General features: G+C 67.0%; 5 protein-coding genes. 2 read left to right on the top strand and 3 right to left on the bottom strand.

The window, feature by feature from the left end:
• Positions 1 to 3 precede the first annotated feature (3 nt).
• A complete protein-coding gene (locus tag ACQHIV_RS23565; protein WP_427885164.1) occupies positions 4 to 1029 on the top strand; it encodes a YihY/virulence factor BrkB family protein in 1026 nt (341 codons plus the stop codon).
• A 32-nt stretch (positions 1030 to 1061) separates the two neighbouring features.
• On the opposite strand, the gene ACQHIV_RS23560 is transcribed toward ACQHIV_RS23565, so the two are convergent.
• The 3 genes from ACQHIV_RS23560 to ACQHIV_RS23550 all read right to left on the bottom strand — a co-directional run bounded on the left by ACQHIV_RS23560 (position 1062) and on the right by ACQHIV_RS23550 (position 5337).
• Positions 1062 to 2207, bottom strand: a complete 1146-nt coding sequence (locus ACQHIV_RS23560) for a D-alanyl-D-alanine carboxypeptidase family protein (protein WP_427885163.1) — start codon at positions 2205 to 2207, stop codon at positions 1062 to 1064.
• A gap of 46 nt (positions 2208 to 2253) precedes the next feature.
• Positions 2254 to 3183, bottom strand: a complete 930-nt coding sequence (locus ACQHIV_RS23555; protein ID WP_427885162.1) for a zinc metalloprotease — start codon at positions 3181 to 3183, stop codon at positions 2254 to 2256.
• A gap of 168 nt (positions 3184 to 3351) precedes the next feature.
• Positions 3352 to 5337, bottom strand: a complete 1986-nt coding sequence (locus tag ACQHIV_RS23550) for a tachylectin-related carbohydrate-binding protein (RefSeq protein ID WP_427885161.1) — start codon at positions 5335 to 5337, stop codon at positions 3352 to 3354.
• Positions 5338 to 5681: 344 nt separating this feature from the next.
• Between ACQHIV_RS23550 and ACQHIV_RS23545 the strand changes: the two genes are divergently transcribed.
• Positions 5682 to 14912 carry a putative adhesin gene (locus ACQHIV_RS23545; protein WP_427885160.1) on the top strand — a complete coding sequence of 3077 codons (9231 nt, stop codon included), beginning with the start codon at positions 5682 to 5684 and terminating at the stop codon, positions 14910 to 14912.
• Positions 14913 to 14914 lie beyond the last annotated feature (2 nt).

Here is a 14914-nt window from a genome sequence, read left to right as displayed (position 1 = left end):
CCTGTGAAAACTGCGTGGGCCCGGTTCAGTCGTACTCAGCTCTGGCGGGCCTGGCAGCGGTACGGGCATCAGCGGGGCGGGCGGCTGGCGGCGGCGAGTACGTTCTTCGGGTTCCTGTCGCTGTTCCCGCTGATCGTGCTGGCGGCCGCGGTGGTCGGGTCGCTGCTCGGGCACGACGCGATCGAGGCGCTGAAGGAGTCGCTGCGGCAGAACCTGCCCGGCATCGGCAACAACATCGACATCGACGGGCTGATCTCGCACGCCGGCACGATCGGGCTGGTGTCCGGGGTCGGCCTGCTGTTCACCGGGCTCGGCTGGATCGACGCGATGCGGGCCTCGATCCGGCTGATGCACGAGCTCGACGACGAGCCCGGGAACGCCGTACAGCAGAAGGCCGCCGACTTCGGTGCGCTGATCGGGCTCGGCCTGATCGGGCTGGTCGCCACCGGCGCCTCGTCGGTGCTCACCGGGCTGTCCGTGCGGATCGTCCGGGCGACGCACCTGGACGGCACCTGGGTGGCGAGCTGGGGCCTCGACCTGATCAGCATCGTGGTCGGCATCGGCGCGGGCGCGCTGCTGTTCGGGTACCTGCTGACCGCGCTGCCGCGGATCGTGCTGCCGCCGCGGATCGCGCTGATCGGCGCGCTGGCCGGAGGTGTCGTGTTCTACCTGGCGCAGAAGCTGGGCAACGTGTACGTCGACCACGTGATGGGCACGAACGCGGCGTACGGCACGCTGGCCCTGCCGCTCGCGCTGCTCGTGTGGATCTACCTGATGATCCGGGTGATCATGCTGATCGCCGCCTGGACCAAGGAGGCGACGCTCGACCGGGAGCCCGTGGTCGAGCAGGTCGAGCCCGAACCCGAGCCGCTGCTGCTCGGCCCGCCGGGCAAGCGCTACAAGGTCGTCCCGATCCCGGAACGGAAGGCCGACACGGTCGCCGTCGCCGCCGGAGCCGTCCTCGGGGTCACCCTCAGCACGCTCGCCCTCCAGGCCGCCAAGGCGATCCGCGCCGTACGCCGCCCGTGACTGTTCCGCGCCTGTGACGGCTTGCGGCGTGTTCAGTGACGGCGGCGGCGTAGTGCTCGGGGGCGGCGGAGGAACAGGCCGAGCAGGAGGACAGGCGGGCCGGCGTACGCCCAGACCGGGACCCGGAAGGCGAGCGACGTGACCGCCTGGCCGGGGCCGAGCGCGGCGCGGGTCGGCGGTTCGCCGGCCTTGCGGACGGTCGGCTTGTCGTCGGTGCCGTTCTTGCCCTGCGTCTGCGTCTTCGGCGGCGCGGCGGCCGGCTTGACCAGGGTGCCGACCGGCTTCAGCTTGCCGTAGTTGTCGAACGTCCAGGTCAGCAGGTTGCCCGCGTCCTGCGTGATGCCGTGCGGCGCGTTCATCATCGTCACCACGAGCGTGTGCCCGTTGCGGCGCGCGGCGCCGACGAACGTGTTCCGGGCCAGCGTCGTGTACCCGGTCTTCACGCCGAGCGCACCGTCGTAGCTGAACAGCAGCTTGTTCTGGTTCGCGACCTGGTAGGTGCCCTTGTTCCCGGCGTTCGGGAAGTTCGTGTACTTCGTGGACGCGTACATCGCGAAGTCCTGACGGGCGAGGCCCGCCTGCGCGAACAGGGCCAGGTCGTACGCGCTGGAGTACTGCCCGTCGGCGTCCAGCCCGGTCGGGTCCGTGACGGTCGTGTCGAGCGCGCCGAGGTCCTTCGCCTTGTCGTTCATCCGCTGGATCGTCGCCGGGATCCCGCCCTGGTCGTGCGCGCAGAGCGCGTGTACGGCGTCGTTCCCGGAGGCCAGGAACATGCCGCGGAAGAGCAGGTCGACGGTGTAGTGCAGGCCCGGGTACACCCCGACCTTGCTGCCGATGATGCCGGCGTCGGCCGGCGTACCGATGACCGGATCGGTCTTCTTCAGCCGCGGCAGCAGGACCAGTGCGGTCAGCGTCTTGAGCGTGCTCGCCGGGCGCAGCTTGGCGTGCGGGGCCTTGGCCGCGAGCACCTGACCGGTGTCCAGATCGGCGACGACGTACGCCGACGCCTGCACCGCCGGCGGCGCCGCCCCGTCGGCGACCACCGTCGGCTTCGCGGTCAGCAACTCACCGCCGACCATTTTGTCATGGCCTTGCGGGCCTTGGTCGGCGGCAGTCGCTGTCAGAGGTCCGGCGACCACCAAGGCGGTGGTAGCGCAGGCCGTCAGAAGCAAACGCATCGGCCGCACTCTAGTTGCCGAACGGTCCAGATGTCACAGTAGGGTCTCATCCACGGTAGGCAGTCCACATGTTGCTCATGCGACTTGACTGGCCGGGCGTGAACTGGTTGTAGCAGGAGTCGTAGGAGTAGTCCATGTAGTTGTGGATCGGGTCCAGCCCCGGCAGCGAGCAGGAATCCCGCCCGGTCGGGCACTCGCTGGACGCGCTGCTCTGCGCGGGCGTGTCGGCCACCGAGTCGTTCGTACTCGTGCAACCGCCCTGGAACGTGTGGTAGAGCCCGAACCAGTGCCCCGCCTCGTGCGACGCGGTCTTGCCTTCGTTGTAGTTGGTCGCCGAACCGCCGGGCAGCGAGCTGTACTGCACCCGGATCCCGTCGATCTTCGGGCTCTTCGCGTAGTCCCACGGGAACGTCGCGATGCCGAGGTACGAGAAGTCGACGAGCCAGATGTTCAGCGCGTTCTTCCCGCCCTGCCGCGTCTGCGACCGGTACTGCGTGGACTGCTTGTCGTTGTGCCACTGGTCGTTCTTGATCCGCTCGGTCCCGGCCAGGTAGAAGGTGAACCCGGTGTTCGCGGCCTGCGACGACTCCTGGCCGGCGTAGTCCTGGTTCAGCTCGGCGATCTGCTGCGCGATCTGGTTGTCGGTGACGTCACCGGCCCCCGACGTACTCAGCATCACGTGCACGTACACCGGCACACTCGCCGCCGCGAGCCGCTTGGCGTCGTGCCCCTTGCTCTTCAGGATCTGCGCCGTACGGGCGTCGATCGCCTGCTGCTCCTGGACCGACAACTCCCGCGTGTCGGCCCCGAAGCCACCACGCGCCGCAGCTCCCTGCTCAGGCGTGAAACAGGCCGGGTTCCCGAGCTGGTCGAGCGGCGCCTTGGCCGTCGCCTGCCCGCCGAGCGGACTGAACGCGAGTGCGCTCCCGGCCAGCAGCACGGCCAGAGCGCGGGGACGGGTGATGAAAGATCGCATAGCGGTCCTCCAGAGATCGGGCCGCGTGGGCGGTGCGGCCGAGTCCGCAGATTTTCCCCGCCCACCCGCCCCGAGCCAACCCATCCCCTGACCCCCCAGTGCCACGGCACCACCACGCCGCACGGGGCCGCCGGTGCCCCCACCGACGACCCCGCGCCCTCAGTGCCGCTACTTGGGCGCCTTCGGCAGCTTGTGCACGGAGAACACCGGGTCAGCGACCTTTGCGACCTTGGCCGTTTTGGCGGCGGACGCGGAACTCGCCGTCACGACCCGAACCTGGAAGTCCTGGGTGTGTGTGACGAACGCCCAGTTGGCGACGCCGTCAGCCGTGTAGACGAACGGCGCCGGATCCGGGGTGTACTGCTCGCTCACCGACGGCATCGTGTCCTTGAAGGCTCCCCAACTGCCGGAGCCCTGGGCGATCTCCTGGGCGAAGTAGTTCTTGCCGTCAGCCCCCCGCACGAGGATCTCGATCAGGCCGGTAGCGGGCGACATGATTGCCGCAGGCGAACCGGGCCAGGTCTGGTCCGCGGCAATCGTCTCCCACGTGCCCGGGAAGGCCGTCCCCGGCGCGGTCTGCTTCTGCGTCACCAGGTGCCCTGTCGCATCCTTGGCGAAAACCCTGAGGAGATCACCTGGGTACCGCACGATGGACACCTTGCCGACGAATCCGCTCCCTCCGAGGCTGCTGAATGCGGAGAGCTCTGTCCCGTTCCAGTTCGCGGCCCAGTACGTGCCGGCGGTGTCACGGGCGATGACTGTCGTCGTGTTGCTGGGGCCTGGTCCGACCGCGGGCACTCCGGACAACACCGGGCTGGTGAACTTCTGCCAGGCGAGGAGCCCACCGGCGCCCTCGGGCTTCCCCCACAACGCGCCGGCCCCGTCGACGGAGAACATCACGATCTTGCTGGTCGACGGGTTCAGCACCGAGACGGCGCTGGAAGCCATGAACCCACCGCGATCGAGCGCTGCCCCGACCTGGGTCGATGCCGGGGCGGTCTGCACCCGTCCCGCGAACGTGCTGTTGATGTTGTGCAGCGTGATGTCGACCTTGTTGTCGGCGCCGACAACAAGACCAGGCGTGCCGGTGAACGCGTCGGCGCCGTTGACCGGTGTCCACGCCGTGCCACCGAAGTCCGTGGGGTCTGGCTGATGGCCCCATTGCGCCTGGCCGATGTTGTCGGTGTAGCTGTACTCGATCTGACCACCGGCCGTCTGGAGTACGGCGATCGCCGAGTTCTGCTCGGTCGGCACTTGCGGGGCGGAAGGAACGAACGACGCCGTCAGCCGACACGCGTTGGACGTTCCGACGACTGCGACGAAGCCCCACCCGCCCCCGATCGTGTTGTTCATCAGCACCCAGGTTCCGTCCGGAACCGGCCGATAGCGGTACTGCGCGAGCCGGCCGGTCGCGTCGATCGCAAGGATGATGTCACCACCGACGGAGAACACCTTGCCGAAGTTGTTCCAGCCGCCGCCGAATTCGGTGCGCTGGATCAGCCGGTCGCTCGTCTTCTCGAACTGATAGCGGTGCAGGGCACCTGCCGTCGTCCTGGCGTAGATGACGCCGTCGCCCGCGGCGGTGATCAGGTTGTACCCTCCCCAGCCGCTCGCGATGGGCCGGCTGGTCAAGGCGTTCGTGGTCGCGTTGTACTCGTACCGGCGCAGCGTGCCGTCGTCGAGGATCGCCCAGAAGTCGCCCCGCGAGTCGATGGTGAGCTTGTTCTGCCGGGACGGGTCCGCGTAGGACCTGAAGCCGGTGCCGAGCGACTTCGCCGAGACGTCCCACTTCGTGCCGTCCCAGTGGTAGGCCCAGGTGCCTGCCGTGCTCGTCGCATACAGCCAGCCGTCCGGTCCGGCGAGAACCTTCTGAAAGTTGGTCCACCCGCCGCCGATGGTGGCTGGAGCTGCTGCCTGGACCGGCGATGCGATGGTGCTCAGGTCGTTGAACTGATAGCGGATCAGACTGCCGTCGTCAGCGACCGCGAAGACGTCTTGGGCCGGCTTGCAGGTGATGTTCGCGTCCTCGGCCTGTGCCGGTGCGGCCGCTCCGCCGACCAGAACGCTGCCGGCGAGGCCCGCGGACACTGCGGCGATCGTGAGCTTACGGCGCAAACCGGCAACGGTCGCACCGCTCGGAACTGTGCTGAACATGGAACCCCCAGGTCGAGGCTGTGCATGCGCGATACCCGCCCCGAGCCGCATGCCCGACAGATCACGTGAGTCCGCCCGTCGTGAGCGGATCTGAATCGGCACGGACACTACCCGCGGAACGTCGTCTGACGCAGGAAACTGCAACAACCTGCAATTACTCGCTGACCGGCTGCAATCGACGTTGCAGAGTGTTAGGTTCCGTGTCGTTGTCGTGACTCGGGGGACGAGTAGCGCAACTTCACCTGGGGGTACTCCGCATGGCCGGATCGCTGTCGCGCGCCCGAAAGCAGACGATCTTTCCTCGGTGGCTGAGCAAGGCGACGGCACTGGTTGCGGTCGCCGCGATGCAACTGAGTGCAGTGAACTTCGGCGCTACCGCATCGGCCGTCGCGCAGCGAAGCGGGCGGGCAGATCATCGTCCACAGCCTGCGCCGGCGCAGCGCGAAGGAACCGCCGCGAATCAGCCACACGTCATCGGCGACGAGGTCAACAGGACCGTCCCGGCGAGTCTCAAGTCCCGCTATCCGGAACTGCGGTTGACGCCCACGACCCCGAAGGGCTCCAACGCCGTTCAGGTCGTCTCGGGACAGGCAACGGCGGCGAAGGGGTTCGACAGCCGGACCAGCCGGGAGGTCCCGGACAAGCGGTCCCGCTACCGGAACACCTATGCGAACGCCGACGGCACCGAAACCACTGTGGTGTCCACGACGCCCGCGAACTACCTCAAGCCCGACGGCACGTGGTCACCGGCGAAGGTCGTCCTCGGTCGACAGCAGGCGATCGCAGGCGACGGATGGAGCACCACCGGAGACAACGTTCGCTCGTCGATGGCGGCAGCGATCATCCCCGGCCAGGCTGTTGCCGAGGTGACGCTGGCCGGTGGCGAGAAGGTCGGCTGGGGTGCCGGTCAGGGCACGCAGGTGGCCGGTGTCGCCAGTGGAACGGACACCGTTCGGTACGCCGCGTTCGCGCGCGGCGCCGACCTCGAGTTGACCGCGCAGCCGGGCGGGATCAAAGAGACCGTCGTCCTCCGATCCAAGTCGTCAGCACGCTCGTACGTCTTCCCGTTGTACCTCCAGGGTTTGACCGCCCGGCAGGACACCGGCGGCATTGCACTTGTTGATGCCCAGGGCAACCAGAAGGCCAGGATTCCGGCCGGGTTCATGGTGGACGGGGCGTCGGCGACGTCGAGCGGAGTGAGCTACCGGTTGACGGACGTCGCCGGCCGGCAAGCACTCGAGGTGACGCTGGACGGACAGTGGCTCGACGATCCGGCGCGGGTCTATCCGGTTCGGGTGGACCCGACGGTGACCGAAGCGAGATCGAGTCAAGGCGTCACCGTCCGGGATTCCGGCAGCTACCTGAGCGACAGCGACTTCATGATCGGCCGCCGGGCCGGCAACCGATCAGCTGCGTACCTCAAGTTCGATCTTCCGGACGAGTTGCGCTACCACACGATCTACGGTGCACAGCTCCAGGTGAGCTCCTTCAACGCGCCGTCGTGTGCTTCGCGCCCGGTCACGGTCTACGCGGTGACCGGCGCATGGACGCCGAGCACGAGCCTGACCTATCCGGGACCGGCGGTAGGTGCAGCGCTGGCAACGCGGTCGTTCGCCCAGGGATACATCCCGAACGGATCAACCTCGACAGCCTGTAAGCCGGTCCCGATCAGCTTCAACCTTGGAGCATCTGGGGCAGCGCTGGTACAGCGGTGGGTGGACGACGCGAGCTCGAATCAAGGCTTGTCCCTGCGCGCGCCGGTGAACGACGACAGCTCGTGGAAGGAGTTCGCGGGAACTGGCTCCGGGGTCGCGAACCCGCCGAAGCTCTTCATCACCCACACGGCGTACAACGCCAAGTACACGATCAACAGCTCGCCGAACCCGCCGGTACTGCAGAACCAGGACGGCAAGCTCAAGATCACCGTCAAGAACCTGGGCGCCGAGGACTGGGCCCCTTCGCAGTACTACCTGAAGACTGTCGTCCTCGACACGAACGGCAGGCAGCTGTACCAGTATCGCGGCGCGGACCTGCCGACCACGTTACGCCGGGGTGCGAGCGTGACGCTCGACGCCACGATCAAGGCGATGAGTGCCGGCGCCGGTGCACGGCAGTACCAGGTCTATTTCACGATGGTTCATGTCGGCGGTCCGGACTTCAGCCTGGAGAACGTGTCCCCGGCGAAGATCAAGATCGAGGTCCGTAACCTTCCGCCGGTCGTGGACCAGTTGTCGCCGGACAACGGATATCACCCGCAGACGTTGACCCCGCAGCTCTGGGGCCGGGCGTACGACATCGACGCCCCGACGAGCGGCATCACCTACAGTTTCGAGGTCTGCGAGAAGACCGGTACAGGCACCTACGTCGGTTGCTTCACCTCGGCGTACCAGTCCGCGAGCAACTGGGACATCCCGGCCGGGAAGCTGTCCTGGAACAAGGAGTACGCCTGGCGGCTGATGGCGAAGGACACGACCGGAGCGGTGACGGTGTCGCCGCCGGCACCGGACCGGATGGCGCTGTTGACCGACGTACCGCAGCCGGCGATCACCTCCCATCTCGCCAATGCGCCGTACGGCACCGGTGACCAGCCGTTCGACCCGAACATCGGCAACTTCCTGACGTCGGACGTGGACGCCTCAGTGCCGGTCGCCGGTCCCGAGCTCGATGTCGTCCGTACGTACAACAGCATGGATCCGCGGCGGACCGGCGTCTTCGGTGCCGGGTGGTCGAGCAAGTACGACTTCGCGCTGACCGTCGAGACGGACGGCAACGTCCTGGCCAGCTATGCCGACGGACAGCAGGTCCGGTTCGGCAAGAATCCCGACGGAACCTACGTCGCCCCGCTGAGCCGGAAGGCAGGACTCACCGTCGACAGCGCGACGAACACGTGGCTGCTGAAGGACGGTGGAGGAAACACGTACACGTTCTCGGTGTCCGGGAAGCTCACACAGATCAAGGGCCGCTGGGGCAAGCCGATGCTGTTCCAGTACGGCGGCGACGGCAAGCTGAGCAAGGTCGTGAGTCAGCAGGGCAACAACCAGGCGCTGACCTTCACCTGGAACGGTGCCCACATCGCGACGGTCAGCACAGCGGCGGTCGACGGCGCCCCCCTTGTCTGGTCATACACGTACACGGGCGACCTCCTCACGTCCGTCTGCGCGCCGGACGGCAAGTGCACGGCGTACGGCTCTGCCCAGGGTTCGCATTACCGGTCTGCCGTCGTCGACTCGCAGCCGGACTCGTACTACCGGCTCGACGACGAGTCCGGACCGGCAGGCAGCGAGGTGACCCAGAACCTCGGCAAGGACAACGGCACGTACAAGAGCGTCACGAACGGCGCGGCGGGCGGCATCGCGGGATCCAGCGACACCGCGGCCACCTTCAACGGCGGGAACGGGCCGTCGTACGTCAAGCTCCCCGACGGAATGGTTCGGCGCAACCGCAATCAGTCGATCGAACTCTGGTTCCGGATCCTGACCAAGGGCGTGGTCAACCCGCTGATCGGCTACCAGAACGCCGCGATCGAGGGCAGCCCCACAACCGGGATGCCGATCCTGTACGTCGGCGCGGACGGCCTGCTCCGCGGCCAGTTCTGGCACGGCTCCGCCGCACCGATCAGCACCGTCTCGCCGGTCGACGAGGGACGCTGGCACCACGTCGTGATCTCGTCGTCCGGGTCCACCCAGACGCTGTACGTCGACGGCGCGGTGGCCGGATCGATCACCGGTAAGAACATCGACCACCTGAACATGGTGAGCAACCAGCTCGGAGCCGCCTTCACGCCGGCCCCCGGTGCCTGGCCGAGCTGGGGCACGGCGACTCGCAACTACCTGAAGGGATCGATCGACGAGGTCGCGATCTACTCCCGCCCGCTGCCCGCCGATGTCGTCGCGGCGCACTACCAGTTGGGCAAGAACGCGGCAGATCAGCTGACGACGGTCACGCTTCCGAGCGGCAAGGTCGTCTCGGCAGCGGCGTACGACACCGGTACGGAGCGGATCAAGGAGTTCACCGACGACAACGGTGGCCTGTGGAGGATCAGCGCGCCCAGTGTCACCGGCGGTGCGGCCGACCTTCGCCGCACCGTGGAGGTTCGCGATCCCGCGGATCGCCGGTACCTCTACGAGTACGACGGAATCGGCGGCTGGATGCTGCGGTCCGGCGTACCGAACGGCCTGGGGACCCGTGAGGAGGATCTGCCCACTTCCCCGACGCCGTCACCCTCGCCGACAACCTGCAACACGCCGGACCCGGGCGATCCCGAGTTCTGTGTGGTCACACCAGGATCCGGCTCCGAGGATCCGATCTTCGACTGGCATGCGCTCGACGGGATCGCGGTCCGCAGCTTCGAGTACGACAAGTCGGGTCAGCTGACCAAGACGACCGACGAAGTCGGCGACACAGTGAGCCTCGGATACGACAGCAGGGGGAACAACACCTCGCAGACGGCCTGCCGGTCAGGTACGGCGGACTGCCACACCAGTTACACGACGTTCCCGGCCACCGGTTTCACCGACCCGCTCGATGCGCGCTGGAACCTGCCCTCCGACTCTCGTGACGGGCGATCGTCGGGCCCCACGGACGACTCGTTCAAGACCAGCTACACCTACGTGACGCAAGGCGATCTGGCCACTCAGAGCAGCGTCGATTCAGGCTCGGTGAAGAACACCTACACCAACGGCAGCGAGGTCGGGCCGACCGGACTCATGCCGTCGGGACTGGTACGCACCACGACCGATCCGCGCGGCGCGATCACGACGTACGCGTACCACGCGACGGGTCAGCTCGCGAAGGTCACGACGCCGAGCGGGATGTCGACGTCGTACACGTACGACGCGGTCGGCCGGAAGATCAGCCAGACCCAGACGTCCGATGCGCAGCCGGACGGCGTCACGACGACCTTCACCTATGACCGCGCGTCTCGACTGAGCACTACGACCGGCCCCGTCACGACGGACAAGGTAACCGGAACCCAACATCAGCAGAAGGCAACACTGAGCTACGACGACGACGGCAACGTAGTCGCGCAGGAAACCGTCGACCTTCTCGGTGGAGGCGATCCCCGGCGTACGACGTACACCTTCGACGACCGCAACCGGCTCGAACGGCAGACCGATGGTGCGGGTAACGAGGTCAGCTACGAGTACGACGCGTTCGGCAACCAGACTGCCATGATCGATGCCAACGGCAACCGGTACGAGTATGCGTACACCGCGCGCAACAAGCTGGCCGAGGTCCGGCTGCGGGACGCGGACAGTACGGGGGACGCCGGCTACAAGGTGCTTCGATCGTTCGGGTACGACCAGACCGGCCGGGTGGTGCGCGAGACCGACACCATGGGACGAACCGTCAGCTACCAGTACTACGACGACGGGCTGCTGAAGTCGAAGACCCTGAAGGACTTCCACGATCCGGACGGCACGACCCGCGACTTCGTCCTCGAGGTGGACACCTATGACGGTGCCGGGAACCTGTTGACCCAGGTGACGGACAACGGGAAGACGAAAACGGCGTACACCCGTGACGGTGCCGGCCGGGTGAAGACCAGCATTGTGGACCCGGGCGGTCTCGACCGGACGACCGCGATGACATACGACCTCGGTGGCAACGTGTTGTCGACGGTCGAGACCGGCGACTTCTCGAACACGCACCAGCAGGTCAGCGGTCTGCAGCGCAAGACGACCTTCGGCTACGACCCGGCCGGGCGGCGCACGTCGCAGACTGTCTGGCTGGACACCACGACCGGGCTGACCACGAGCTGGACCTACGACCAGCGCAGCCTGCAGACCACCATGACGTCGCCTCGCGGCAACGCGGCTGGGGCCGTTGCGGCCGACTTCACCACGACCTACGGGTACGACGCGCTCGGTCGGCAGGACGTCGTGACGCTGCCGAAGGTGCAGGTGGAGGCGAACGGTCAGGCCGCGACACCGGAGTCGCCGGTGACCGTCGTCGGCTACGACGCCTACGGATCGGTCGTGTCCACGAAGGACGCCGTCGGCAACATCGGGCACACGGTCTACGACAAGCTCGGCCTGCCCATCGAGTCGACGGCACCGTCCTACACGCCGCCCGGTGGCACCGCGACCACGCCGACGGTGAAGACGGCGTACGACCCGAACGGCAACGTCGTAAAGGTCACCGATGCTCGTGGAGCGGACACTCTCCTCAGCTACGACCGGCAGAATCGGCTGGTCAAACGTGATCAGCCCGCCACGACGAACGACGACCGCGCCGTGTCGTCGTACGAGTACACCGGCAATGGCGATCCGAAGGCCACCGTCGACGCGCTGGGCGGACGCGTGGAGACGACGTACGACGACCTCGATCGTGTCATCACGCAGACGCAGGTCGAGCGGAAGCCGGCGACCGACAACTTCGTCACCCGGTTCACTTACGACGACTCCGATCACGTCACCTCGACCATGTCGCCGACGGGTGCGACGAGCACCACGACGTACGACACACTCGGTCAGCCGATCAAGGTGACGGACCCGTCGAACGTCGTGACGCAGTTCGGCTACGACTTCCTCGGGCGGCAGGTCGAACAGGTCGACGGACTGGGACGGACCAATGTCTCGACCTACGACCTGGCGGATCGTCTGCTCCAGAAGAGCGATCTGGATGCGGCGCAGACACAGCTGCGGAAGACGAGCTACACGGTCGATGCGGACGGCAACGTCCTGACGGCGACGCCGCCGGTCGGCGGGCAGACGTCGTACACCTATGACGCGCTGTCCCGGCTGACCCAGCAACAGGAGACGGTGACGTCGGGCAAGACGATCACCACAACCTTCGGATACGACGCGGCCGGCAACCAGACGCGCTACACCGACGGCCGCGGCAACTCGACGTACACGACCCTGAACAGCCTGGGGCTGACCGAGTCGGTCATCGAGCCGTCGACGGTCGCGCATCCGGCCGCCGCCGCCGATCGAACCTGGACCACAGCCTATGACGCGGCAGGTAATCCGGTCGGTCTGACCGAACCGGGTGGAGTCAATCGGACGCGTACCTTCGATGCCGCCGGGCGGCTGACCGACGAGTCGGGAAGCGGCACCGGCGTAACGGCCGCCGAGCGCCACATCGAGTACGACTCGCTCGGCCGGGTGACCTCGGTCAAGGGGCCCGGCACCGACAACGGCTACACCTACAACGACCGGGGCCAGCTGTTGACGGCGTCGGGTACGTCGGGCGACGCCAGCTTCTCCTTCAACCCGGACGGCGCGCTCGTGCAGCGGACCGACGCCTCCGGAACGGCCGACTTCGGGTACACCAAGGGCCGGCTGTCCTCGGTCACGGACTCGGTCACCAGGACAACGGAAACGCTCGGATACGACAATGCCGGTCTGCCGAAGTCGATCGGCTACGGCCTCGGCCGTGTCCGGACCTTCGAGTACGACGACCTGGGCCGGCTGAAGTCGGACGCCTTGAAGAACAGCACGGGCGCCACGGTCAGCTCGGTCGCGTACGGGTTCGACCTGGACGACCGGCTCACCGGGAAGACGACGACCGGCGTCGAAGGGGCCGGCGCCAACTCGTACACCTACGACGACGCGGGGCGGCTCAAAACCTGGACGGTCGGCGGAAAGACTACGACGTATGGCTGGGACGACTCCGGCAACCGCACCGAGGTGGATGCGACGACCGCACGGTACGACGAACGCAACCGCCTGATCACGGACGGAACGGCGGACTACAGCTACTCGGCCCGAGGGACACTGCTGTCGAAGACCACCGGATCCGTGACCGAGTCCACGAAGTCCGACGCCTTCGACCGGATCGTCGAGCAGGGCGGACGCTCGTACCAGTACGACGGGAACGACCGTGCGGTGACCGCGGGTGGCACGAACGTGCAGTACGCGGGGCTCGGCGACGAAGTGGTTGCCGACGGCACACAGACGTACGGCCGCGGCGCCGGGGGCGATGTGTTGTCGCTTGCGCAGGGGCAGACCCGGCGCCTGCTGTTGTCGGACGGCCATACGGACATCACCGGCGGTTTCGACCCCGCGGACGCGACTCTGAGCGCGCTACCGGACTCACGATCGTACGATCCGTTCGGCAAGGAGTTGGCCGCCACGGGACTGAAGTACGGCGTGGGTTACCAGAGCGACTGGAGCGATCCCTCGACGGGCAACGTCAACATGGGCGCCCGGTGGTACGACCCGGACACCGGCTCCTTCATTTCGCGGGATACCGTCGGCTACTCCGGTGGCCCGTCCGCCGGCGCCAACAAGTACCTGTACGGGAACGCCGACCCGCTGACCAACTACGACCCCACCGGCAACTACGCCACAGATCCGTACGGCCCGATCAAGCAGGTCTGCAAGGACAAGCCGGGTAAGAGCACCGGTGGAAGCAACGACGGCCGCAAACCGCCCGGCGGATATCCCGTCGATGCAGGGCCGGCGATCGCAGCCTTCGCCGCGGCGACGTCGTACTCCGCCAGCAGCACTCAGTGCACTTGGACGGGCGGCAAGATCCCGAAGGACATCTGTGAAGGTGGGCGAAAGTGCCCGGATGAGCCGCCGCCCGTGAAGCCGACGTGCCCGGACCCCCGCCTGTCCTGCCCCGTCGACCCGCCGGACGACACCGACAAGCCGAACAAGCCGCACGACCCGACGCCGACCAAGCCCAAGGCGAAGCCGAAGCCGCCGGATCCCGCGATCGCTGCACGGCAGGACCTCGAGGAACAGGTCAAGAACAACCCGCAACCCAACGCACCTGGCGTTACCAAGCCGATCGTCACGCGGGGCAACCCGACCGGAGGCGGCACCTCTCAGGACCTGGTCAACGACACGCGGGGCCAGACCGATGAGATCTACCAGGACGCCGTCAACCAGACCGGAAACGTCGTCAACAACGCATCGCAGCAGTACAGCATCGACGGCCCTGGCAAGGGGAACATCAAGCAGAACTGGAAGGACTTCCTCGACACCGTCAAACACCACAAGGCCGACATCGGCCACGCCATCCTGGACGGCATCGGCCTGATCCCGGTCGTCGGAGAAGTCGCCGACCTAGCGAACGCCGGCTGGTACGCCGCCGAAGGCGACTACGTCAACGCCGCCCTCAGCGCTGCCTCCGCCATCCCCGTAGCCGGCTACGCCGCCACCGCCGCCAAGGCCACGAAGTACGCCAACAAGGGCCTCAAAGCCGCGAAGGCCGCCAAGGGTGCCAAAGTAGTGATGAGGGGAGGAGACGGTGAAGGCTATGCGGCGAAGGTGCTCGCGGGCGGGCGGGCAGACGGCCAAACGGTCTTCGCCGGACACGGAACGTACAGTTGGGGAGATGGCGACACAGTCGTCCCCGCCGGAACGACGGTGTATGTTTACTCAAAGCTCGGCGACGGTATTCCAGATTCCATCGGCCGGGCCATCGAGACAGGAGGAAAAGTGGTTCCAGTTGATATCTACGGACCTGGATCGGCTATTCCAAATTATGTCTTGAAAACTCCGGACAATTTGACGATCCACGCCGGCTCCCGAACTGTTGGTCGCCGGACCCCGCTGAGCGATTTGCTGGCCCCGAACATGGGAGTATGTCATTGGGCGGCCTGCACTAACACGAGGTGAAT

It is taken from the genome of Kribbella polygonati (assembly GCF_050320105.1).
Classification (GTDB): Bacteria; Actinomycetota; Actinomycetes; order Propionibacteriales; family Kribbellaceae; genus Kribbella.
This window is presented reverse-complemented; position numbering and strand designations above follow the sequence as displayed.

What these genes read in the sequence shown, in the direction of transcription:
- ACQHIV_RS23560 (WP_427885163.1), bottom strand. Translation starts at nt 2,207, where the DNA reads ATGCGTTTGCTTCTGACGGCCTGCGCTACCACCGCCTTGGTGGTCGCC.
- ACQHIV_RS23555 (WP_427885162.1), bottom strand. Translation starts at nt 3,183, where the DNA reads ATGCGATCTTTCATCACCCGTCCCCGCGCTCTGGCCGTGCTGCTGGCC.
- ACQHIV_RS23550 (WP_427885161.1), bottom strand. Translation starts at nt 5,337, where the DNA reads ATGTTCAGCACAGTTCCGAGCGGTGCGACCGTTGCCGGTTTGCGCCGT.
- ACQHIV_RS23545 (WP_427885160.1), top strand. Translation starts at nt 5,682, where the DNA reads ATGCAACTGAGTGCAGTGAACTTCGGCGCTACCGCATCGGCCGTCGCG.